Below are 23,479 nucleotides of genomic sequence, written 5' to 3' on the forward strand. Positions count from 1 at the left end.
TGGACTTGCCCCTATCAAACCGGACACCGGCACCCCGTTAAGTTGATGCCTCAGCCAGGCGCCTGAACTCCCGAGGTGAGCGGTAGTTCAGTGCGCTGTGCGGATGTTCCTCGTTGTAATGCTCGAAGGCGATGGCCAGGTTACGCAGGGCCGTCGCTCGATCGGGCTTGGGCATGTGACGGATGTAGTCACGCTTCATAGTCTTCACGAAGCTCTCCGCCATGCCGTTGCTCTGCGGGCTGCACACCGGAGTTGTCAGGGGCAGCAGGCCGATCTGCCGGGCAAAGCCCCGGGTCTGTTCAGCGGTATAGGCCGAGCCGTTATCGCTCAGCCATTGCACCGGCGATGTCGGTAGCTGGTCACCAAAGCGTTGCTCGATAGCTTCCAGCATCACATCTCGAACATCGTCGCCACTGTAGCCATTTGGGCTGGCCACCCAACTGATGGCCTCACGGTCGCAGCAATCCAGAGCGAAGGTTACACGCAGTTTTTCGCCGTCCTCGCAGCGAAACTCGAAGCCATCCGAACACCAGCGGGTGTTGCTCGTGTCCACCGCGACGCGACCTTCATGACGCCGCGCCACCCCCGGCTGCTTGCGCCGGCGCTCCAGCAACAGGTCGTGGTCTCGCATGACGCGGTATACCCGCTTCACGTTGATCGGTGGCTGGGCCTGCTGCTCATGCTGTCGACGCAAAAGGCCCCAGACCCGGCGATAGCCATAGCTGGGCAATGCGCCGACGGCCTGCTTGATCCGCTCGACCAGGGCCGCATCGTTGAGCGTCCGGCGACGACGCGGCTGCGCCCCCGGAGTGGGCTGTTTGAGCCGAGCCGTCAATTGCGAGCGCGCCACACCGAGACTCTCACTGACCGCTTTCACTGGTCGTCCCCCGGCAACAAGGGTGAGTGCGCAATCCATTTTCGCGAGCGGGCGATCTCCACCGCTTCCTTGAGGATTTCAGCCTCCATGGTCTTCTTGCCCAGCATCCGTTGCAGTTCGCGGATCTGCTTGAGGGCATCGGCCAGCTCGGAAGCAGGCACCACCGCTTCACCGGCACTGACTGCCGAAAGGCTGCCGTCCTGGTAGAGCTTGCGCCAGTGGAACAGTTGGTTGGGATTGATGCCGTTGCGCCGGGCCACCACCGAGACGCTTTGCCCAGGCTCCAGGCTCTCGCGCACCATGGTTAATTTCTCCTCGACGCTCCAACGGCGACGCCGCTCCTGGCCGAGCACTTCGATGCTTTTGTCTTTGCTGGTAGTCATAAACACAGTCGTTTGCCTATCCCTTATGGTAAGGGGGAAACGGTGTCCTGTGTTTCAAGGGGCTCGTTCAGGTAGCGAAACTCTGCCGCGACTTTCAGCCCTTCCACTTTTAGTGGGCTGTAACCCTTGAGCTCCCCCCAAGTCGAAACTGTATCTGCAACGATACCCGGGAATGGCTTGCCCTCAGAGGTCAGAATGTAGCGTAGATGGACCTCAAGAAAGTCGAGGATGCTTCCATAGGAGTCCAACGATACTGACCCCCAGCCACGATTCCTTGCCTCTTCTGGTGGAATCATGCTGACGAATTTCCGCACCATCTTGAGGTCAGCATCCTGAGGGTCTGACAGTGCACGAGTCAGCTGTGGGTCAAGCAGTTGCTTACGCTCTATTGGCGACAAACTGGTATAGCTTTTCCATTTCGTGACCCCAACCATCCAGCCCTTGATATCGTCGGGAAACCACGCCCATCGATTGTCGTTGCCCATGATGCGAGCGTTAGCCCCCGTCGCCAATAAAGGGCTGCCCATGATTCCGGGTACAAAAATGATCGGAATAGCGTGATCGGGAGGCGCGTGAACTTCAGCACGAACATTGTTGGCTGTAGGGCTCATGGTCACACGAGCAGTCACGTTTCCATCTGGCCCAATCTGGGTAGGCACTGGCCTTGTTGGCTCACTCATTCGGCTCTCCCTGCCTTATTTCACTGTATTCACTCATGACTCGGGCTTTTTTCGAAAATCCGGATTTGCATGAGGCTCATGTCTCACCAGGGCCAAGCAGGTGGAACTCATAACCTTCTGTCGTGAGGCTCTGCTGCATTTCAGCCCAACCGTCACCATCAGTGATGCCTTCTAACCTAGCGCCATCACTACGCGTGAGCGCATAACGATAATTGGGTAGCGGCTTGCCATTGCGCACCACGCGAACACGCTCATTAAAAGGCGTCTGGGACCAGGTATTGAAGGTGGTGGATGCGTGTGCCGGTCCAACGAGGCTGTGCTTGGCCGCCTTGACGATAAAGTTACCCGGCATGCCCAGTTCGATGTTGCCCCCTTTGAGTGTGAGGTAGGCGCCACCACACATCAGCGTGATATGTTCCTTAGCGGACATCAGTACATGTTGGTTGCTCGCACTGACCTCCACGCTCTGATCCGCCTCCAGACGAATGTTGTTCTTCTGGGCCTGCAACAGCATCAGTCCTTGGTGGGTGATGTGTCGTATCTCGCCGCTCTGGGCGAACAGCCCCAAATCCGTGCCGGCGTTGACTACAAACTTCTGCCCCGAGGTCAACTGTTGGTTCTGCTGGGCCACGCTGTCGATATGTTCACCAGCCGCCAATGTGACACTGTTGGGAGACACCGCCGCGATCCCAGCTTGGCCACTCAGAGCAATGGCTGGTTTACCACCATTGGCCTTGTCCGCTTCGTCGTTGGCTCCATGCCCAAGGTCACGAACAGCTTCGCTGAGGGTTTTCTGAGGCTCGGTATCATGACCAACGCCCTCATGGTCCGCAGCATAGTCACCCAAGTCCTTGGCCAGCTGCAGAGCCGCCTCCAATACCTGAACAGCAACCGCCCGGTTCAGATGCCCACCATTGGCATTCAACTGCTCTTCAGTGCTGAGCAACAGCCCCTTGGCCGCGCGCAACGCACCATGCTCGTCGGTACGCAACTCGAAGCCTTCACCCCGTGGCGCACCACCGTCGGGGCGTGGGTGGGTCAGATACCCCAGGTGCAGTGCGGTACTGCCGTGATCGCTCATCAGCGCGGCACTGATCTCTTTGGCGGTGTCGTCGATGCGCAGTTCGTTGGCGCGGCTGCCTTTGTATTCCTTGCTCTTGATGGTGCTGAGGATCTTGTGATTCGGCAGTTGGTACGGTGGCATGTTGCTCGCACGGTAAGTGCGGCCCGTGATGATCGGTTGGTCACAGTCGCCATCGAGGTAGTCGACTATGACTTCCTGGCCAATTCGCGGGATCGCCATATGGCCCCAGTCAGCACCGGCCCAGTTCTGCGAGACCCGGATCCAGCAGGAGCTGAACTCGTTGTCCTTGCCCTCCCGGTCCCAGGGGAACTGAACCTTTACCCGGCCAAACTCGTCGGTGTGGATCTCCTCGCCTTCCGGACCCACCACGCTGGCGATCTGCGGCCCATCGATACGGGGCCTGGGCAGAGGTACCGGGCGCCACTCCATCTGTTCGGGAATGATCTCGGCGGTGAAGTCGTAGCTCACGCCCATTTCAGCGTCGGCGGACTCTTCTTGCTGGCTGGCGTGCTGCACGCCTCTATGGGTGATTCGGACTGACCGCCACCAGCGGTTGAAGTCTCCCCTGGGGTGGCCGGTCAGTTGGAAGGAAAGGCCTGGAATCAGGCGCGGATCGTCACCTTCGACCATTGCGACCTGGGCATCTCGACGGTGACCGCGCAGGCGGTTTTCAGTGAAGGGCTTACCTGCTGCGCTGGCCTTGTAGCGTCCTGGATAGTCGTAGCGTTCATAGTGTGGGGCCTGGTGTTCCAGGTCCTCGCCGACCAGGCGCTGTTGCTGGTTGAACGCGGGACGCTTGAAGGTGTAGTCACGCTGGGTCTGTTCGGCCGTGCGGACGTTTTCCGTGTAGCTGAACGCGTACAGCACAGGCCGTTCGGCGTCTCCAGCCGGCTGCGTGCTGTACAGCACCGGCTCACCCTGGATGCGTTCCTGAACGTAGAGCTTGTCGCTCTGGATCAGCCTGTGAGAAGTCGCGTCGGATTTGAAGTAGTAGAACAAGCCTTCTTCCGTGGAAAGCCGGTCGAACCAGTAAAGGTCGGTGTCCCCCGCCTGGGTACAGTATTCGCGAGGCAGGTGCTCGGTATGGGTGTTCTGCTGATAGTCCAGGATCCCATGCTCGGCCAACACCGACTTGAGTATTTCGGGCACGCTTTTCTGCTGGAAAATGCGCCAATTGGAACTCAGGCCAAGCCGGGCAAGCTGCGGCTCGACCACCACGCGGTAGCGGGTACGCCGAAAGCCGGTTTTGCCCTGGGTGAAGCTGGAGACCAAACCGTGGACATGGCGGACAGCCGTGGAGCCTTGCCAGATAGTCAGCAACGCCGGCTGATCGAGGACCTGGGCAAAATCGATGCTGGGGTTATCACTGGCCAGTTCGAGCGTCAGCCGATAAGGCTCGCTAATGGCTTCTTCCAGGGTGAACGCTACGACCTCGAACTCCATCCGGCCGGACAGCACGGAGAAGGTGAATCTCAAATCCCTTTGACGCATATGACTCATCCTTGGTCAACGTATTGAGGCATCCAGATGCCAAGCCTCAACCACACCTTGTGATACCTGGACTGATAGCTGAATCGGATCTGGAGATGACTCAATGATCCAGCCGTATTGGCCTGCCCGGGCAACTCGTCAGGGCAGTAGCCTATTTGCAAAAGTGCGCGAGGATCAACTCTGCGCTCGCACCACCTGCATGTTCTCGAAGCCTGGTTTGCTGACGTGTGGACATCCAATGAGGCGTCCAGATCAGGCTTGCCACCATACCCAAAGAGACGAAAGGATAGGGATAGGAATTATCCAAAACTACGGTAAGAAAAGCCTGATCCGGATCACATCAAATGCACTTGAGTGGTCAGGTTGTCGACGCCTATAAGAAGCGGATATCCCCTGTACTGTCCAAAATGCCCAGGCAATCGCCACCCCGCGAACAGAAAAACGCCTCCACACTGGGAGGCGTTAAGAACGTTCAAAACAAGGGTTATAACGCGGCTCCCTGGTCTGTGGCCCCCAACCTGAATCGTCAGGTCGAGAGCCCTATTTCCAGGCCCAAAAGACGCCCTCCCCCTCACCTCAAATCAAACCTATCCAAATTCATCACCTTGACCCAAGCCGCAACAAAGTCCTTCACAAACTGCTCCTGCGCATCCGCGCTGGCATAGACCTCGGCCAATGCCCGTAGTTGGGCGTTGGAGCCGAAGACCAGGTCGACGCGGGTGCCGGTCCATTTGACTTGGCCGGTCTTGCGGTCGCGGGCTTCGAACTCTTGCTGGGCGTCGGACAGCGGTTTCCATTCCACACCCATGTCCAGCAGGTTGACGAAGAAGTCGTTGGTCAGCGCGCCCGGGCGCAGGGTGAAGACGCCGTGGGGGGTGTGGCCGACGTTGATGTCGAGCACGCGCAGGCCGCCGATCAGCGCGGTCATTTCCGGTGCGGTGAGGGTCAGCAGTTGCGCCTTGTCCACCAGCAGGGCCTCGGCGGGTACGCGGTAGTGGCCCTTGAGGTAGTTACGGAAACCATCGGCGATGGGTTCGAGGTGAGCGAAGGACTGGACGTCCGTCTGTTCCTGGCTCGCATCCGTGCGGCCCGGGGTGAACGGCACGCTGATATTGAGCCCGGCATTTTTCGCCGCCAGTTCGATGCCGGCGCTGCCGGCCAGCACGATCAGGTCGGCCAGGGAGATTTTCTTGCCGCCGGTTTGTGCGCTGTTGAAGTCGCGCTGAATGTCTTCCAGGGTTTGCAGCACCGTCGCCAGTTGCGTTGGCTGGTTGGCTGGCCAGTCCTTCTGCGGGGCCAGGCGCAGGCGCCCGCCATTGGCGCCGCCGCGTTTGTCGGAGCCACGGAAACTGGAGGCCGCCGCCCAGGCGGTGGACACCAGTTGGGACACCGACAGGCCCGAGGCCAGCAGCTTGCTCTTGAGGGTGGCGACATCGCCGTGGTTGACCAGGGGGTGGTCGACTGCCGGGACCGGGTCTTGCCACAGCAGTTCCTCGTTGGGCATTTCCGGGCCCAGGTAGCGCGAGAGCGGGCCCATGTCGCGGTGGATCAGCTTGTACCAGGCGCGGGCGAAGGCATCGGCCAACTGGTCCGGGTTGGCCAGGAAGCGCCGCGAGATCTTTTCGTAGACCGGGTCGAAGCGCAGCGACAGGTCGGTGGTCAGCATGGTCGGGCTGCGCCGCTTGGACGGGTCGTGGGCATCCGGGATGGTGCCGGCGCCGGCGCCGTTTTTTGGCGTCCACTGGTGCGCTCCCGCCGGACTCTTGGTCAGTTCCCACTCGAAGCCGAACAGGTTTTCCAGGTAGTTGTTGCTCCAGCGGGTAGGCGTGGTGGTCCAGGTCACTTCCAGGCCGCTGGTGATGGCGTCCGCGCCCTTGCCGGTGCCGAAGGTGCTTTTCCAGCCCAGGCCCTGCAGCTCCAGGCCAGCGGCTTCGGGCTCAGGGCCGACATTGCTGGCGGGCCCGGCACCGTGGGTCTTGCCGAAGGCATGGCCGCCGGCGATCAGGGCGACAGTTTCTTCATCGTTCATCGCCATGCGGGCGAAGGTTTCGCGGATGTCCACCGCCGCCGCGACCGGGTCCGGGTTGCCCTCGGGGCCTTCCGGGTTCACATAGATCAGGCCCATCTGCACCGCGGCCAGCGGGTTCTCCAGGTTGCGCCCCGGCTCGGCGGCGGGGGCTCCCGGCCCCTTGCCATAGCGGGTGTCGCCCCCCAGCCAGGTGCTTTCGGCGCCCCAGTAGACATCTTCATCCGGCTCCCAGGCGTCCGGGCGACCACCGGAAAAACCGAAGGTCTTGAAGCCCATGGATTCCAGCGCGACGTTACCGGTGAGCACGATCAGGTCGGCCCAGGAGATGTTGCGGCCGTACTTCTGCTTGATCGGCCACAGCAGGCGGCGCGCCTTGTCCAGGCTGACGTTGTCCGGCCAGCTGTTGAGCGGTGCGAAACGCTGCTGGCCGGAACCGGCGCCGCCACGCCCGTCACCGGTGCGGTAGGTGCCGGCGCTGTGCCAGGCCATGCGGATGAACAGCGGCCCATAGTGGCCGAAGTCGGCGGGCCACCAGTCCTGGGAGTCGGTCATCAGCGCATGCAGGTCTTGTTTCAGGGCCTGGAAGTCCAGGCTTTTGAAGGCTTCGGCGTAGTTGAAGTCCTCGCCCATGGGGTCGGACAGGGACGAGTGCTGGTGCAGGATCTTCAGGTTCAGTTGGTTCGGCCACCAGTCGCGGTTGGTTACACCACCGCCAGCGGCGTGGTTGAACGGGCATTTCGATTCGTTTGCCATGAGGAGCTACCTTTGGTCGTATTCATCCAGCTATCCGGCCCGGGCGGGCGCTGAATAGCGACAGGCGAAAGCAATGACATAGGTTGCAGGGCTCACAGTTCGCTCAACTGACGGTTGTGGCCACAGGCTGCTGGAGAGCGGCAAGCAAGTTGCCAGGACGGTGGCCCACGGTAAGCCCGGTACGCTTCTGACTCGTTCTTCGTTATCTCTTGATCAGGTCTCATCCGGCCGGCTCATGCCAGCGCTGAATTAAGGCTAGACCCTCTGTGGCGGATCGCTAATAGCCGGACTATTGCTTGTTGATAGGAACAAGCTTTTACCCGGCCTGCGCAGTTGAAGCCAATGATAGGGACAACGCCTGCGGGGTCGCCTGCTTTCCGGTGCCTGGCGCGTTTTCGTCACGCCCCAAGCCTGCCCAGCACGGGAGAAGACCATGAACCAGCGCCCGCGTTGCACGGCCATCCACGAAGCCGGCCACGCCCTGGCCTTTTGGTGGAACGGTCAGCCGATCGCCCGTGTCAGCGTGCGTACCAGGGCCGAAGCTGCCGCTGGTCCGATGCTCGATCTGCGCGGTAACCCGCGCTATGTAGAGGGGTTGGTGGAGGCCGATTACCTGGTCCCACGCCCCGCCTTCGATGCCCCGGGGATCGCCGAATACCTGCCGTCGATGGTCGAGTCCATCGAGCGCGACCTGCTGCATTGCTTTGCCGGCCCGGTGGCCGAAGCGATCTACCGCCACGGTCGATCCGACAAGCTGATAAAAGGCAGCGGCCGCGGCGACCTGAGCCGCGGTCACGAGTTGATCAGCCTATTGCCGCCACGCAAGCTGCTCGACGCCGAATCCCGGGCCATGGCCCGCGCCAGTTGCCTGGTGCATCGCTACTGGCCGGCGGTCGGCGCACTGGCGGACCTGCTGCAAGAACGCGGCACGGTCGAGGGGCAAACCATCAGCGCCCTGCTGTGCGCCATCAGCGGCGAGTCGCCGGCGCCACTGGGTAACGATCTGGCGAGCCTCGACCCGTGACGGCGTGGCGCTGAACCGCGCCGGCTTGCGCGATTCGTGAAGTCAGCCAGACTGTCTGCCAACCGCCCGCCTGGCCGGGCTGCTTTCATCGCCATCCTCCCATCGAGATCACCATGTCGCAGTACCCAGGCGTCGACGCCGAAGGTTTTATCCAGTCCCTGCCCGACCAGCCGTTGCAACCGGCGTTCAGCCCTCTGGTGGATGAGCTGTGCGCAATGCTCTCGCGGCGTTTTCCGGCGCTGCTCGACGGCCTGTACCTGTACGGCAGCGTGGCCCGTGGCGATGCGCGGCCGGGCACTTCCGACCTGGATGTGACCCTGGTGCTGGCCTGGGCGCCGAGCCCCGAGGAACGCCAGCGGCTGGAGGAGACTCGGCAAGCGCTGGAGGCGCGGCACCCGAAGGTGTCGAAGATCGATTTCGACATCGGCGTGCTCAGCGAGGTGCTGGCGCCCGACAATCGCTACCGCTGGGGTTTCTGGCTCAAGCATCAGTGCCGCTGCATCTGGGGCAATGACCTGGGGCTGCGCTTCGAACCCTTTCGCCCGAGCCGGACCATCGCCCTGGCGCTCAATGGCGACTTCCCCCAGGTGCTGGAAGGCTACGCGCAGCAGCTGGAACAAAGCCGCGAACCTTTACAGCAACAACGCCTGCAACGGGCCGCGGCGCGCAAGGCGCTACGCTCGGCCAACCTGCTGCGCGGCGAGCTGGAACGCGGCTGGCCGACCACCCTGGAGGAGCATGCGCAGCTGCTGTCGGCAGCCGAACCGGGGATGGCCGAGTACGCCGCGTTCTTCCTCAAGCAGGCCTATGTGCCCCAGGGTTCGGTGAGTGAGTTCGTGCAGCGGCTGCGAGCCTACAGTGCGTTGCTGGTGGGGGAAAGCGCGGGTTGATCCCTGGCCCGCCCGCCCCAAGCAGGGCGCTGGCGTCGCTCTGGGGAACCTGATCCCGACCCACTGATGGCATTTTGATTACCTTCAGCTAGGTTCACTTGAGCAGCCAGCGGAGCGCGCTCATCGGCCTCGATCGGCTGCATTGCCACGCCATCCGTATCCGGTCATGGAGACCTTCGATATGCGCATAGCCCTTCTGTTGAGCCTCGCCCTCCTGGCAGCCTGTTCCACCCCACACAACAGCACGCTGAAACTGCAAACCACACAACTCCTCGACACCCAGTTGCTGAGCAAAGCCCGAACGACCCCACCACAGGCACCGGCACAAAAATGCGCGGATGCTTTCAACACCGAAGGTATTCAAGACGGCTACTTCAAAGTCCGCGAGCGCTGGAAACTCCTCGATTGCCTGTACAGCGACAACAAGCCCAGAAAACTCGTGGTGCTGCTCGACGGCACGGAAAACACCAAGGAGGACAACACCAATATCTGGCGCATGTACAACCTGGCGCTCGAGCAGGCCAAGGATGGGGCCAGGGTCATTCCCTATTATGACAAGGGCGTAAGGACCCGCTTCACCTCGCCCTTCGGCGCACTGTTCGGTACCGGTGTGAGCCTGAATATCCGTCAGGCCTACCGCTTTCTGATCGAGGCTTACCGGCCCGGCGACGATATCTATATCTTCGGGTTCAGCCGCGGCGCCTTCACCGCACGCTCGCTGAACGGGTTTATCGAAGTCGCCGGCCTGCCCAGCAACCTGAAGGCCGATGCCCGGGACAACAGCTCCCTGTGGGGCTGGACCGGCCATATGCACGATGTGGTCGAAGACATGTACGACATCTACAAGTCGCGCAACGATGGGGTACCCGGCTTCGATGACACGCTGCGCAAGCGCCTGAAGAGCTACCAAGACGCCAACGGCATCCGGGTCTACGGAGACGACCCGGCTAAAAAAGACGAGAACAAAGTCGTGGTCAAAGTCATTGGTGTGTTCGACACCGTACCGGCGGTAGGCACCAACCTGAAGGAAGAACCCGACGAACACCGCCTGGAGCTGTATGCCGAGCGCGGCTACCACGCCATGTCCCTGGATGAACAAAGGGCCTCGTTCCGCCTGCTGCGTTTCGGCCTGCCGCAAACGAAATCACAGGTATTGGAAGAGGTATGGTTTGCCGGCGTGCATGCCGATGTGGGCGGTGGTTACCTCAATGCCCCGGATAGCGCCAAGTGCGGTGAAAGCCCTTATGCCAAGGGCGGCCAGGGGCTGGAAACCATCCCGCTGCGCTGGATGTTGGCCAACGTCAGTGACGCCGGCATCTTCGCCAATAACAGCAGTTGGCCAGCCGAGTGCATCGGCGGGCCGCTGCACGATGAATTCCACGATGCCACAGGTTTGCCCCATATCGCCTACAAGAAAGCCGGGCTGATTCGTCGCAAGCCGGTGGAACGGGACAAGGTCCATGCCAGCGTATTCCTGAGAATGGATAAACACGATTTGCCAGTGCCTCATCCTCAGCGCGAACCAAAACCCGAGTCTCGCTACGACCCGATCAATCTGGGTTACGCCCGCCGCGAACGCTGCCAGAACGACAATCTGGAGCGCAACTACACCATTGTCGGCACCTACAAGCCCAATTGCCCAACCACCAACGGCACCGTCAGGAAAGGCGCCAACAACGACGCGGTGAACGTCGAGAGCGCCCAATAAAACCGCCGGACCAGGAACAGCCCGCGATAGTCCCGCGCAATCGCGGGCCTCTCCCCGCCTCGCCTCTGTAGGAGCGAGGCTTGCCCGCGATAGGGCCATTACATGCAACCCACCTCTTGCGTCGAACCGGAGTCCGTCTTCGCGGGCAAGCCTCGCTCCTACAGAAGATGTTTGCGGTGGTCAGGCTTTTACTGATGCTGCCTCCTGGCTAAGCCGTCGAATCCACCGTCCGCCCTCCACGCAGCTGGCTGGCCAGCGCAATAGACAGCGCCATGACCAGCAGCCCCGCGGCCAGGGCGAAGGTGAAGCCCATGCCACTGGCGACGGCCTCGGCGCTTGCCGTGCTGAGGTCGCCGGCCACCGCGGCGAACACCGCGCCCATCAGCGAGGCACCGGTGATCAGCCCGAGGTTGCGCGACAGGTTGAGCAGGCCGGAGATCACTCCGCGCTGCTCCCCGCCCACCTCACTCATCACCGCAGTGTTGTTGGCAGTCTGAAACGTCGCATACCCCAGGGTGATGACAACGATGGGCCCCAGGTAGCCACCAATGCCCAGGTTCACGGGTAGCAACGCCAGCATCAAACAACCAAGGATCATGGCGCCGAGGCCGGCGAGGATCATCGGCCGCACGCCAAAACGATCGGCGATGCGCCCGGCCGGCACGCCACTCAGCGCGGTGACACAGGGGCCAAGCGACATCGCCAGGCCCACCGCAAAGGTTTCCAACCCGAGCCCGTGGGCCAGGTAAAAAGGCCCGACCACCAGCGTCGCCATCATCACCGTCGAGACCAGCGCACTCATGGCCAGGCTGCCGCTCAAGGCCGCGTCGCGAAACTGCACCAGGCGTATCAGCGGCGCGGCCACCCGCGCCTCCACCCAGACAAACAGGCCAGCCGCCACCAACGCCATCACCAGCAGCCCAGCGTTGAGCAGGCCGAAATGGCCGCGGCCCAGGGTCATGGCCAGCCCGTAGGCCAGCAGCGTGAGAGCCAGCAGCAAGGTGCCCAGGGGGTCGAAAGCGCCTCGTTCAAGGGTCCGCGCCTGACCAGCGGCCGGCAGACACCGATAAGCCAGCACCCAAGTCAGCCCGCCCAACGGTACGCAGACCAGGAACAGCGCCTGCCAGCCGAACCCGGCGATCAACACCCCGCCCAGGGACGGGCCGAGGGCGGTGCCGATCGCCGACATCGTGCCCAGCAGGCCCATGGCGCTGCCGGTGCGGGCCTTGCTGACCGTCTCGCCGACCAGGGCCAGGGTCAGCGCCATCATGATCGCCGCGCCGACACCCTGCAGCGCCCGGGCGCCGATCAGCATCCCCAGCGTCGGGGCGACGGCACAGAGTATGGAGGCAAGGGTGAACAGCAGGATCCCGACCAGCAGCAGGCGCCGCCGTCCCAACAGATCGCCGAGCCGGCCGACGCTGACAATCAGCGCGGTCATCGCCAGCAGGTAGGCCAGGACCACCCACTGCACCTGCTGGAAGCTCGCCCCGAACGCCTGCACCAGGGTCGGCAAGCCGACGTTGGCGATGCTGGTGCCCAGCGACGCCAGCAACATCGACAGCGACAGGCTGGCCAGCGCCCAGCCGACTGATACCGCTTCCGGTTCTGCTCCGGCATTGACTGGCTTCACGTTGCACTCCCTCTCTGACCCGCGCGAAACGGCGCTGTCGCCAATCTAGCCCGCGGTCTAACATGGCGGAAGGCGCAGCCTTTGCAGGTTATTCGTGCATCTGACGCCATCTCACTTCTACGCCAGACGGGGCCGCCGCCATGTCCACACCCGATCTCAATCTGCTGATCACCCTTGACGTGCTGCTCGCCGAAGGCAGCGTGGCGCGCGCCGCCCAACGCCTGCGGCTGAGCCCGTCGGCGATGAGCCGGGCCCTGGCGCGCCTGCGCGAAACCACCGGCGACCCGCTGCTGGTACGCGCCGGCCGCGGCCTGGTGCCGACACCGCGTGCCCTGGAGTTGCGCGAGCGGGTCGGCCACCTGGTTCAGGACGCCGAAGCCATGCTGCGCCCCGTCGAACGGCTCGACCTGCAGCGCCTGGTACACACCTTCACCCTGCGCAGCAGCGACGGTTTCGTCGAAAACTTCGGCCCGGCCCTGGTCGCTCGCCTGCGCGCCGAAGCCCCTGGGGTGCGCCTGCATTTCCTGCAGAAAACCAGCAAGGACAGCACAGCCCTGCGCGACGGCACGGTCGACCTCGACACCGGCGTGGTAGACGCCAACGCCAGCCCGGAAATCCACACCCGCGCGCTGTTCCGCGATCGTTTTATCGGCGTGGTGCGCAACGGCCATCCGCTGAGCCGCGGGCCGATCAGCGCCGCCCGTTACGCTGCCGGCGAGCATGTGCTGGTATCGCGCCAGGGCCCAGGTCGCGGGCTGGTGGACGACGCATTGCAGGCGGTGGGCCTGGCGCGTGATATCGCCACCGTCGTTGGCGGTTTCTCCGCCGCCCTGGCGCTGGTCCGCGCCTCGGACCTGATCGCCGCCGTCCCCGAACGCCACACCCACAACCTGCGTAGCGGCCTGCACAGCTTCGCCCTGCCGGTAGCCACGCCGGAAATCACCGTGTCCATGCTCTGGCACCCGCGAATGAACAGCGACCCGGCGCATCGCTGGCTGCGCGACTGTGTGCGGGAGGTGTGTGGGGAGTGAAGCAATTCGGCAAACGCCATCACTTGGGCGCTGAAGTACTTGTTGATCAGCACCATTCAGTTGGTCGCCCTGGGCCGAACATCGGCATTGGCAAGCAGCAACGCCGGCTGACCTGCAAACCACCGCGACCCAAGACTGCCTCTGCAAGCGATAAGCCCTGCGCCTGCGGCCGCGCCCTTGTCCTGGCAAGGGACGCGGCCGGGGCTCGCTGAGCCGCGCCATCACGCCTCGGGCATGACCCCCGCCACCGATGCCGACGCAGACTGCTGGCGCAACGCCCGCAAGCTGCCGCGCAGTTCGGCCGGCCGCACCGGCTTGGACAGGATGGCGATATTGCGGTCGTGCAACGCGGCCTGGATCTTCTCGACTTCATGCCCGGTGAGGATCAACGCCGGCACCGCCCAGCCGCGCTGCCGGCGCAGGCTGTCGATGCACTCGATGCCCGTGGCGTGGTTGCCCAGGTCATAGTCGGCGACGATGATGTCGCAGTCGCTGACCAGGTCCTTACCGGAAAGCTCGGCCTGGACCACACAGCCCCAACGCTCGAGCAAGGCCGAGGTGGCCAGCAGCACATTGCGATCATCCTCCACCAGGCACACTTTCAAGCCAGTCAACAGCCCCGCCTGACGCGCCTCGTCGAGGCTCGCCGCCTGCAACTGCGGTGGCGCCAGGGGCAACCCGTACAGGCTCACCGCGGTGCCGTGGCCAAGCCGCGAACGGATCGCCACCTCGAGCCCCATCAACTGCCCCAGGCGCTTGACGATGGACAGGCCCAGGCCCACGCCTTCGACGTCCTTGTCCCGTTGCTCGCGCACCCGATAGAACTCCTCGAACAGGTTCGGCAGATGCTCCTCGGCAATCCCCCGGCCCCGGTCATAGATGACGATGGCCAGCCCCGCGCCGCGCTTGCGCACGCCGATCAGCACCGGTCGCCGCGCCGCGTACTTGAAGCAGTTGGACAGCACGTTCTGGACCATGGTGGCGAGCAGCGCCGGGTCTGCCCGGACCCAGTGCGAACAAGGGCGCAGGCGCATCTCGACCCCGGCCCAGCGCGCGGCTTCGGCGTTCTGCCGCAGCTGGTCGGCAAGGAATTCGCCCAGGTGCAGGGCCTGGTAACTGGGTTGCACCCGTCCGTTGTCCAGGGTGTAGAGGTCGAGGATCGAGCGGAACAGCTGCGAGACGTTGAGCAGCGAACGGTCGATGTTGTCCACCAGGCGCCGCTCCTCGTCGCCCAGGCGCGCCTCGCGCAGGCAGGCGGTGAACAGGCCGATGGAATGGATCGGCTGGCGCAGGTCGTGGCTGGCCTGGGCGAGAAAACGCGACTTTTCCAGGTTGGCGGCAATCGCCTCCTCCGACGCCTTGCGCGTGCGTTCCAGCAAGATATGGGCGTAGATCGGGATCACCGTGCTGGTGATCAACAGCATCAGCACCATGAAGGGTTGCGCCTGCCACAGCGGCGTCAGGCGATAGATGGCCAGCAGTGCCACCAACGCCAGGACCGTGGCAATCGCCAGGTAACGCGAACCAAAGCGCATGCCGTTGCCCAGGTTGACCCAGACCATCACCGCGTACAGCGGCAGCGCCGCTTCCCCGCCGACCACCAGGCCGAACGAAGTCCCGGTGTAGTCATAGACCATGCCCAGCACCCGCCGCGCCGGATAATGCCCGGGCCAGCGCACGATGGCCTGGCGCAGGACAATCGACAGCAGCAGGAACAGGACGATATAGATCACGATCGGCAGGTAGGTATCGAGCCGCTGCCCGGGCAGGAAACCCAACACGCTGATATAGGCCAAGGCGCAGCTGCCCACGATGGTGCGCAGGTTGGCCTGGTCGAGCTCGGTGTTTTTTTCGAATTTCATGGGGAACATCCTTGTCCGGCAGTCGTCGTACCCAGCACGAATCACGGGCAGTTGCCTGACCCGCTGCTAAAGTAGCAGCCTCAAGGAAAGCTCGACCCAAGGAGAGTCACCCCATGGCATGCCGGATTATCATAGCCGACGATCACCCGCTGTTTCGCGAGGGCATGTTGCGCACGGTCCAGCGCCTGCTGCCGGACGCGCGGATCGAACAGGCCGGCGACCTGGACACCGTACTCGCCCTGACCCAGGCCGGCGACGAGCTGGACACGCTGATCCTCGACCTGCGTTTTCCGGGCCTGACCTGCGTCAGCCAGTTGGCCGAACTGCGCAAGCAACTGCCGCGCACCACCCTGATCGTGGTGTCGATGGTCGATGACCAGGCGCTGATCGGCGAGGTCATGGCCGCCGGCATCGACGGTTTTATCGGCAAGAACATCGCCCCGGACGAAATCGGCCAGGCCGTCCTGGCCATTCGCGAAGGCGAGGTGCTGGTCAAGTTCGCCCCTTCCGGCCTGCTGCCCCTGGGCACCGGCGCCACCCTGACCACGCGCCAGCTCGAGGTGCTGCGCCTGATCGCCCAGGGCAAGACCAACAAGGAAATCGCCCGCGAACTGGAGATCTCGCCCTTCACCGTGCGCATCCATGTGTCTTCGCTGCTGCGCATCCTCAACGTGCCGTCGCGGGCCGCGGCGGCGGTGAAATATTCCGGGGGGTTGTAGCCCGGCTCGTCGCCTGCCAGCGCGTTGCCACCCAGGCAGGCCGATACTGTGTGGGTTGCCCTGCTGGCACGTCGTGCGCCCCACACTTCACCGAGGAACCGGAAAATGCCGCTGACCCTGTATTTCCATCCGCTGTCGTCGTTCTGCCACAAGGTGCTGATCGCCCTGTACGAACACGGCATCGCCTTTGAAAAGCGCATCATCGATCTGGCCAACGACGCCGACCGGGCCGAGCTGCAAAGCCTGTGGCCGCTGGGCAAGTTCCCGGTCATCCGCGACCACGCCAGGCAGCGCGATGTGCCGGAATCGAGCGTGATCATCGAGTACCTGGACCGGTTCTATGGCAGCCAGCAGCCGTTGATTCCCGAGGATTGGGAGAGTGCGCTGGAGGTCCGGCTGTGGGACCGTTTTTTCGATTGCCATGTCCAGGGGCCGATGCAGCGGATAGTCGCCGATCGCCTGTATGGCACCCACGGCGACCTGAGCCGGGAACGCGCAGCCCTGCTGAGCGCATACGCCCTGCTCGAGCAGCGCCTGGCCTCGAGGACCTGGGTGGCCAGCCCGGACTTCAGCCTGGCCGACTGCGCCGCCGCCCCGGCGTTGTTCTATGCCAGTACGCTGGTGGCCTTTGCCGACGACCATCGCCACCTGAGCGCCTATTTCGAGCGGCTGATACAGCGGCCTTCGTTCCAACGGGTCATCGACGAAGCCCGCCCCTACTTTGTCCATTACCCCTTCTCCGAGGCCATCCCGCAGCGCTTTCGCCAGCAGTCGGGCAAGGGCGAGTCGATGGAGTGATCCGGGCACAGGAAAACGGGCCGCTTGAGCATCCACACGGATTCCGGGGCATTACGGGAGCGCTTGATAAAAACAGAAGGATGGAGTGTTTCGGGAGGACTCGCCTCATGCCTGGCGGCCGAGGGGTACCTGGATGGGTAAGAGATGGCAGGGGCGGCTGGATTCGAACCAACGCATGGCAGGATCAAAACCTGCTGCCTTACCGCTTGGCGACGCCCCTATCTCTGCTATTGCCTGCTCTCGCTGCAAGGCCCGTGGGGGACCTCTGCAAGAACGCGCGGAAATTTATCAACTTTTTCTGTATCTGTGAAGACCAAGATGCATAAATTTGTTTTTAAAACAGCCACTTACTTTTTGGGGCCTGACTGAGGTAAAAACCGCCGATGCCTGGGGGCCCCTACACGACGGGCGCCAGACACCGATCAGCAGCCAACAACGACGGCGAAGCGTTTAGCGATTCCCCCGCCGGCAACTTGGTGCAAAATACCCCGTTCAGGTTGTAGCCCAGCCCCAGTCGCGTCGTGCCGCGCAACGAGAACCGATATGAACACCCATTGTGAGATAAGCGATGTGCCCAAGCCGCCCAACCCCCAGCGCCAGTGTGATGGCAACCTTCACCACATCACCCATCAGCAGCCGGCGGTAACAGCATGATCGAAGTCACCGAGGTTTCCATTGCCCAACTGCGCGCCGCGCTCGAATCTGGCCAGACCACGGCGGTCGAACTGGTCCAGGCCTATCTGGCCAGGATCGATGCCTACGACGGCCCCGACACCCCCACCGCCCTCAACGCGGTGGTGGTGCGCAACCCCGACGCGCTCAAGGAAGCCCAGGCCTCCGATGCCCGCCGGGCCAGGGGCGAAACCCTGGGTCCGCTCGATGGCATTCCCTACACGGCCAAGGACAGCTACCTGGTCAAGGGCCTCACCGCGGCCTCCGGCAGCCCTGCCTTCGCCAAGCTGATTGCCTATCGCGATGCCTTCACCATCGAACGGCTGCGCGCCGCCGGAGCGATCTGCCTGGGCAAGACCAATATGCCGCCGATGGCCAACGGCGGCATGCAACGCGGGGTCTATGGCCGCGCGGAAAGCCCGTACAACGCCGGCTACCTCACCGCGCCCTTCGCCTCGGGTTCATCGAACGGCGCAGGGACTGCCACCGCTGCGAGTTTCGCCGCCTTCGGCCTGGCGGAAGAAACCTGGTCGAGCGGCCGCGGCCCGGCCTCGAACAACGGCTTGTGTGCCTACACCCCTTCGCGCGGGGTGATCTCGGTGCGCGGCAACTGGCCGCTGACCCCGACCATGGACGTGGTGGTGCCCTATGCCCGGACCATGGCCGACCTGCTCGAAGTGCTCGACGTGGTGGTCGCCGAAGACCCGGACACCCGTGGCGATCTGTGGCGCCTGCAACCCTGGGTGCCGATTCCCAGCGTGGCCTCGGTGCGCCCGGCGTCCTATCGGGAACTGGCCGCCACCGGCAGCGCCCTGGCCGGCAAACGCTTCGGTGTGCCGCGCATGTACATCAACGCCGACCCCGAGGCAGGCACCAGCGAAGCACCGGGGATCGGTGGCCCGACCGGGCAACGCATCCACACCCGCCCTTCGGTGATCGGCCTCTGGCAGCAGGCGCGCCAGGCGCTGGAAGCCGCCGGCGCCGAAGTGCTCGAAGTGGATTTCCCCCTGGTGTCCAATTGCGAGGGCGACCGCCCCGGCGCGCCGACGGTGTTCAACCGCGGCCTGGTGTCCAAGGAGTTCCTGCATCACGAGTTGTGGGACCTGACCGCCTGGGCCTTCGATGACTTCCTGCGGGCCAACGGCGACCCGAAACTCAATCGCCTGGTGGACGTCGACGGCCCGCTGATATTCCCTCACGACCCCGGCACCCTGCCCAACCGCGAAGGCGACCTCGCCGCCGGCATGGACGAGTACGTGAAGATGGCCGAGCGCGGCATCACCCCCTGGGATCAGATCCCTACCGTGCCCGACGGCCTGCGCGGTCTGGAGCGCACCCGCAAGATCGATCTGGAAGACTGGATGGACACGCTGGGGCTCGATGCGGTGATCTTCCCCACCGTGGCCGACGTCGGCCCGGCCAATGCCGATATCGACCCCGCGTCGGCGGATATCGCCTGGAGCAACGGCGTCTGGGTGGCCAACGGCAACCTCGCCATCCGCCACCTGGGCGTGCCCACGGTCACCGTGCCGATGGGCGTCATGCCGGACATCGGCATGCCCATCGGCCTGACCTTCGCCGGCCGCGCCTACGACGACTCGAACCTGCTGCGCCTGGCGGCAGCCTACGAGTCCACCGGCAGCAAACGCCTGATCCCGCCGCGGACTCCGGCGTTGGTGGACAGTAAACAGGTGGCTGGTCAGTAATGGAAAGGACGGGATTGGAGCAGCTCTGCCTCCAATCCCGCCCGGTAATGACAAGCCTGAATCATCAGGCCGTCCCTCGACATCATCACTCGCCCAAATAGTCTGCGGTCGACCTTGCCCGAAGCTGTTTGAAGGCCATCCCCCCGTCTGAAAAAGCCGCGCTACCTAACCAGCGAGCCTCGATTCTGTTGTTCAAATGAGAGGAGTGCCTTGTCGTGAGTCCGCTCGAATTGCAGCGGTGTCACGGTGATATGCCCGGCGAGAAGCTCCGCCGTCTCAGTGCCTGGCTCATCGGCTTGCGTGTGCCTGTCCAGCTTCAGCCAGTGATATTCAAGCCCGCGAGGATCGTTTTCCGTACGCACGGAAACGCCGTTCAAGCGCCCCGAGCCTTGACGCGTCAGTTTCAATGGAAGCACGGCATCCGGCGCGCAGTCGGGAAAGTTGACGTTCAAGCAAACATCCTCGGGCCAGTTCATGTCCATCAGTTGCGTGATGGCTTGCGGCCCATGATTGAGCGCGTTATCCCAAGGCACCGCACTTCTGTCGGTAAAGGCCTGGCTCAAGGCGATGGCAGGAACGCCAAACAGCAACCCCGTCATGGCGCCGCCGACCGTCCCCGAAAATACCGTTTCCACCCCCAGGTTCGCGCCTCGGTTGACCCCGGACAGAATCAGGTCGGGCCGGTCGTGATTGAGCAGATGCCCCAACGCCATTGCCACGCAATCGCCCGGCGTCCCGGTGACCGCAAAGCGTCTTTGGCCATGGCAACTCAGCCGCAGAGGTGTGTGAAGGCTCAGCGAATGAGAGGTGCCGCTTTGATCGAGCAACGGCGCCACAACCCAGACCTCACGCGCCAGTTGGCCCGCGATGCGTTCGAGAATCTTGAGCCCTGGTGCGTCTATGCCGTCATCGTTGGTGAGAAGAATCCGCGCGAATCTCGGATGATCGTTAGCCATCGTAATCCCCCCTCGTGATGTTCCCGGTCCGACGCTCGGAATGGGCATCGTCGCGAACTGTATTTAGCTATAATTACATAGCTATTTTTTCATAGGTATGACGGCATGGATATTTCGTTGTTTCGCGGACAGTTGACCCGCCTGGGCAAACGCCTGCGCCAGGAGGCGCAGAACACTCCCGAGACCTGGTCGCAGATGCTGGTGATGAGTGCAATCGAGCGGATGGACGGCATGGCCACGCCCTCGAAAATCGCCGAAGAGGAAAACATGCGCTCCTCCAACCTCGCCTCGCTGCTGCGGGACCTGGAAGCCCGTGAACTGATTACCCGCACCCAGGACACCGGCGATCGTCGCCGCACCTGGCTAGAGCTGTCCGAAAAAGGCCGGCTGGTGTTGCAGGCCAGCCGGGATCAACGTGATCAATGGCTGGACAGCGCAGTGAACACCTGCCTGACGGATAAGGAACGCAAACAACTGGCAGCGGCCGGAGCACTGATGGAGAAACTCAGCGCCTTTAGCCTGCCGGGTGACCTGTAAAAAAGAGGCGCGCTTGAAAACTGTGATCCACTCGTGGCAGGTCCCAAGACAGCGTCGCGCCTCTGCTTCCTTCATCTACTGGCGTGGCTGGATGGTCGAGAAGATGTAGCGTGCAAAACGCCATTGGCCATCGCTTTCTCGATGCAACAGGAAAACCTCCTGATTGCCTTCGGCGCTGGCAGGCTGATCGCCCTTCAGCAACTTGACCGTTCCGTTGGAACGGGTCCGGGCGAACACCCAGTCCCGTGACAGCGGTTGGATCTCATCGATGGTGAAACGCACGTCGAGCCTGATCAGGTCGAAGACCTGCCGATACGCCGCGCGTACCGCGTCACGGCCTACGGCCGGCGGGCTGTTCTGCGGCATGAACACCGCATCGCCGGCATACAGGGTCATGACCTGATCGAGGTCGGAGGTGTTCAGCGCCGTTTCATAACGTTTGAGTTGCTGGGTGACCGCCGCGGTCACCCCCGCCTCGGCGCCCGGCTTGGCGGCCTGGGCCGTCAGGGGCAGCAACAGGCTGCCGAGCATCAGTGTGATCAATGGGATACGCATGCTGTTCTCCTTGAGATCAAAGCACCACGACGAGCTTGCCCAGTGCGCGATCGCTTTCCATCAAGCGGTGCGCCTCGCGGACTTCGTCAAAGGCGAAGGTTCGGGTATGGATCGACGGTATGCGCTTGGCGGCGAGTTCCTTGGCCAGCCAAGGCAGTGGCGTGTCCTGCAGGGGCAAGGCCGGCGTCCCGAACAAGCCGCTCGGGAAGAAGTTCAGCCGCACGCCTGCGGGCAGGTCCTGCATCAGGTGGAATTGTTCCAGGGTGGGGGCACCGCCGAGCAGTCCGATCACGCTCACCGCGCCGAAGGGGCACAGGGTCTTGAGGGTGTCCCGCAGGGTGGGCGCGCCTACGATTTCCAGGGCGGCATCGACCCCATCGGGTGCGATTTCGCGAATACGCGGGGCAATGTCGCCGTTGTCGACCACCACTGCATCGGCCCCTGCCTGGTAGAGGCGCTGGCTGTTTTCAGGGTTGCGGGTGGTCGCGATGACCTTCAATCCGCGAGCCTTGGCATAGGTGATGGCGGCCAGGCCAACCGATGAAGTACCGCCGCGTACCAGCAAGGTCTGGCCCTTCTGGATGCCCAGGCTCTTGTCCAGTGCGCCCCATACCGTGAGGTACGCCTCGGGCAGCGTGGCCAGCTGTTCCCAGGACAGCGAAGTGTCGTCCAGCGCGATCACATTGTTGCGCAGCACCGTCACCTGCTCGGCGTAGCTGCCGTTACGGGTGAACTGCATGCCACCCATGGCCGTGACCACCCGCTGGCCAGTGCGCAACTGGCCCGAGGGGTCCTGGATGACTTCGCCTACCGCCTCGATACCCGGCACCCGAGGTGCGCTGATGGCGCCCATCTTGCCAGCACGCAGATAGGTTTCGGCGCGGTTGAGGCCAAAGGCGCGGACGCGGATCAGCACTTCGTCGGCCGTCGGCGCGGGGGATGGGATATCCCGCAGTTGCAGGACTTCCGGGCCGCCGGTCTGTTCGATCACATAAGCTTTCATGGTGGAGTTCCTCAAGTACGTTGTGGGTTGAAGCCATTGCCGCCTGGGCAAGTGGCTTCACTATCCATCAATCGAAACTGGAAGATAATCCACGCAAAAGATAGGCTTCCTCTCACCAATGAGAGGAGCAATCATGGACTTCAACGCCGTCCGGATGTTTGTCAGCGTGGCGCAGACCGGCAGCCTTTCCGCCGCCGCCGAGCGCCTGGAGATTCCCCTGCCGACCTTGAGCCGACGCATTCGCGAACTCGAGCAACAGCTGAAGGTACAACTGCTCGAACGCTCGGTACGGGGCACCAAGCTCACCGACTCGGGGGCACGCCTGTACGAACACGCCAGCCGCGGTATCGAGGCATTGGTCGAGGGCGAACAGGCGGTGATCAGCGATCAGGCATTGTTGAAAGGCCGCTTGCGGCTGTCGTTGCCGCCCGCGTTCGAACCCTGGTGGGATGTGCTGTCGGCGTTCCAACGCCGCTACCCGCAGATCGAGGTCAGCGTGCATACCACGGAGCGGCGTATCGACCTGATCGAAGACGGTGTGGATGTGGCGCTGCGGGTCGGTGCGATTACCCACGAGACCATGGTCGCCCGTCGCCTGCTGAGCTATCGCCACCTGCTGGTAGCCAGTCCCGGGTTGATCGAGCGGCTGGGCCCACCCAGCAGCGTCGAGGCGCTGAACGCTTACCCCTGCGGTGTCTGGAGCCAGGGCAGCCCGGGGACCTGGCAGTTGGGAGACGTGGCCTTCAGGCCCAGGGCCATGCTCGCCACCAACGACTATGCACACCTGCGCAGCCGCGCGCTGGCCGGTGACCTGGTGACGGAGCTGCCGCCCTTCCTCGCGGCACACGCCATCCGCGAAGGCCGGCTGCTGGCGCTGCTGCCCGGCCATCCCTTGCCGGAGCAGCAAATCAATCTGCTCTACCCGTCCCATCGTCACCCGTCGGCCATCGTGCGGGCCTACCTGGACTTCGCCCAGGGCTACATGGGCTATCTGACAGAGGTATCGTCCACCCGGCAGTGATCGATCCTGAGGGCCCCAGGCACGACCCGAGTCGATCACTGATGCTCCTGGCGGAGCAAACGCCAGG

The 23,479-nt window shown here is 63.3% G+C and carries 18 protein-coding genes and 1 tRNA gene; 9 read left to right on the forward strand and 10 right to left on the reverse strand.

Features of this window, described 5'->3' with window-relative positions; all coding sequences use genetic code 11:
- Positions 1-37: 37 nt before the first annotated feature.
- The 4 genes from PVZ80_RS17615 to katG all read right to left on the reverse strand — a co-directional run bounded on the left by PVZ80_RS17615 (position 38) and on the right by katG (position 7,297).
- A protein-coding gene (locus PVZ80_RS17615) for an IS3 family transposase (protein ID WP_202946906.1) occupies positions 38-1,260 on the reverse strand; the annotation gives its coding sequence in 2 pieces (ribosomal slippage) (positions 38-915 and positions 915-1,260; 1,224 coding nt in all).
- A 23-nt stretch (positions 1,261-1,283) separates the two neighbouring features.
- Positions 1,284-1,940: a hypothetical protein gene (locus tag PVZ80_RS17620; RefSeq protein WP_273864299.1), complete on the reverse strand. Its 657-nt coding sequence runs from the start codon at positions 1,938-1,940 to the stop codon at positions 1,284-1,286.
- 76 nt (positions 1,941-2,016) lie between these two features.
- Positions 2,017-4,515 (reverse strand): type VI secretion system Vgr family protein, encoded by a 2,499-nt coding sequence (locus PVZ80_RS17625; RefSeq protein WP_273864300.1) that lies wholly within the window; start codon positions 4,513-4,515, stop codon positions 2,017-2,019.
- A 571-nt stretch (positions 4,516-5,086) separates the two neighbouring features.
- Positions 5,087-7,297 carry a catalase/peroxidase HPI gene (katG, locus tag PVZ80_RS17630; protein WP_273864301.1) on the reverse strand — a complete coding sequence of 737 codons (2,211 nt, stop codon included), beginning with the start codon at positions 7,295-7,297 and terminating at the stop codon, positions 5,087-5,089.
- Positions 7,298-7,730: 433 nt separating this feature from the next.
- Between katG and PVZ80_RS17635 the strand changes: the two genes are divergently transcribed.
- The 3 genes from PVZ80_RS17635 (at position 7,731) to PVZ80_RS17645 (ending at position 10,919) form a co-directional block, all read left to right on the forward strand.
- Complete coding sequence (locus PVZ80_RS17635) at positions 7,731-8,321, forward strand: hypothetical protein (RefSeq protein WP_028682066.1); 591 nt, start codon at positions 7,731-7,733, stop codon at positions 8,319-8,321.
- A 113-nt stretch (positions 8,322-8,434) separates the two neighbouring features.
- On the forward strand, positions 8,435-9,211 hold the full coding sequence (locus PVZ80_RS17640; protein WP_273864302.1) for a nucleotidyltransferase domain-containing protein: 777 nt from the start codon (positions 8,435-8,437) through the stop codon (positions 9,209-9,211).
- A gap of 181 nt (positions 9,212-9,392) precedes the next feature.
- A complete protein-coding gene (locus PVZ80_RS17645) occupies positions 9,393-10,919 on the forward strand; it encodes a phospholipase effector Tle1 domain-containing protein (protein WP_273864303.1) in 1,527 nt (508 codons plus the stop codon).
- 208 nt (positions 10,920-11,127) lie between these two features.
- Here the strand turns inward: PVZ80_RS17645 and PVZ80_RS17650 are convergent, their stop codons facing one another.
- Positions 11,128-12,552: an MFS transporter gene (locus tag PVZ80_RS17650; protein ID WP_273864304.1), complete on the reverse strand. Its 1,425-nt coding sequence runs from the start codon at positions 12,550-12,552 to the stop codon at positions 11,128-11,130.
- A gap of 140 nt (positions 12,553-12,692) precedes the next feature.
- Here PVZ80_RS17650 and PVZ80_RS17655 point away from each other — a divergent pair, with 140 nt between their 5' ends.
- Positions 12,693-13,583, forward strand: coding sequence for a LysR family transcriptional regulator (locus PVZ80_RS17655; RefSeq protein WP_009049952.1), 891 nt, complete (start codon positions 12,693-12,695; stop codon positions 13,581-13,583).
- A 221-nt stretch (positions 13,584-13,804) separates the two neighbouring features.
- Here the strand turns inward: PVZ80_RS17655 and PVZ80_RS17660 are convergent, their stop codons facing one another.
- Positions 13,805-15,445: an ATP-binding response regulator gene (locus PVZ80_RS17660; protein ID WP_009049953.1), complete on the reverse strand. Its 1,641-nt coding sequence runs from the start codon at positions 15,443-15,445 to the stop codon at positions 13,805-13,807.
- A 113-nt stretch (positions 15,446-15,558) separates the two neighbouring features.
- On the opposite strand from PVZ80_RS17660, the gene PVZ80_RS17665 reads away from it, so the two are divergent.
- On the forward strand, positions 15,559-16,164 hold the full coding sequence (locus PVZ80_RS17665; protein WP_273864305.1) for a LuxR C-terminal-related transcriptional regulator: 606 nt from the start codon (positions 15,559-15,561) through the stop codon (positions 16,162-16,164).
- A gap of 105 nt (positions 16,165-16,269) precedes the next feature.
- Positions 16,270-16,962, forward strand: a complete 693-nt coding sequence (locus tag PVZ80_RS17670) for a glutathione S-transferase family protein (RefSeq protein WP_273864306.1) — start codon at positions 16,270-16,272, stop codon at positions 16,960-16,962.
- Positions 16,963-17,107: 145 nt separating this feature from the next.
- On the opposite strand, the gene PVZ80_RS17675 is transcribed toward PVZ80_RS17670, so the two are convergent.
- Positions 17,108-17,182 (reverse strand) — tRNA-Gln (locus tag PVZ80_RS17675).
- A 430-nt stretch (positions 17,183-17,612) separates the two neighbouring features.
- Between PVZ80_RS17675 and PVZ80_RS17680 the strand changes: the two genes are divergently transcribed.
- Positions 17,613-19,340 (forward strand): amidase, encoded by a 1,728-nt coding sequence (locus PVZ80_RS17680; protein WP_273864307.1) that lies wholly within the window; start codon positions 17,613-17,615, stop codon positions 19,338-19,340.
- 161 nt (positions 19,341-19,501) lie between these two features.
- On the opposite strand, the gene surE is transcribed toward PVZ80_RS17680, so the two are convergent.
- Positions 19,502-20,296, reverse strand: coding sequence for a 5'/3'-nucleotidase SurE (gene surE / locus PVZ80_RS17685; protein ID WP_009049957.1), 795 nt, complete (start codon positions 20,294-20,296; stop codon positions 19,502-19,504).
- 105 nt (positions 20,297-20,401) lie between these two features.
- On the opposite strand from surE, the gene PVZ80_RS17690 reads away from it, so the two are divergent.
- A complete protein-coding gene (locus PVZ80_RS17690) occupies positions 20,402-20,833 on the forward strand; it encodes a MarR family winged helix-turn-helix transcriptional regulator (RefSeq protein ID WP_009049958.1) in 432 nt (143 codons plus the stop codon).
- 75 nt (positions 20,834-20,908) lie between these two features.
- On the opposite strand, the gene PVZ80_RS17695 is transcribed toward PVZ80_RS17690, so the two are convergent.
- Both PVZ80_RS17695 and PVZ80_RS17700 read right to left on the reverse strand, forming a co-directional pair.
- Entirely contained in the window at positions 20,909-21,388 is a 480-nt protein-coding gene (locus tag PVZ80_RS17695; protein WP_273864308.1) for a YybH family protein, read from the reverse strand.
- Between the two features lie 16 nt (positions 21,389-21,404).
- Complete coding sequence (locus PVZ80_RS17700) at positions 21,405-22,391, reverse strand: zinc-binding alcohol dehydrogenase family protein (RefSeq protein ID WP_273864309.1); 987 nt, start codon at positions 22,389-22,391, stop codon at positions 21,405-21,407.
- Between the two features lie 133 nt (positions 22,392-22,524).
- Between PVZ80_RS17700 and PVZ80_RS17705 the strand changes: the two genes are divergently transcribed.
- Complete coding sequence (locus tag PVZ80_RS17705; RefSeq protein WP_038633869.1) at positions 22,525-23,412, forward strand: LysR family transcriptional regulator; 888 nt, start codon at positions 22,525-22,527, stop codon at positions 23,410-23,412.
- Positions 23,413-23,479 lie beyond the last annotated feature (67 nt).

It is taken from the genome of Pseudomonas sp. B3G-3, from assembly GCF_028640915.1.
GTDB classification, from domain to species: Bacteria; Pseudomonadota; Gammaproteobacteria; order Pseudomonadales; family Pseudomonadaceae; genus Aquipseudomonas; species Aquipseudomonas chlororaphis_I.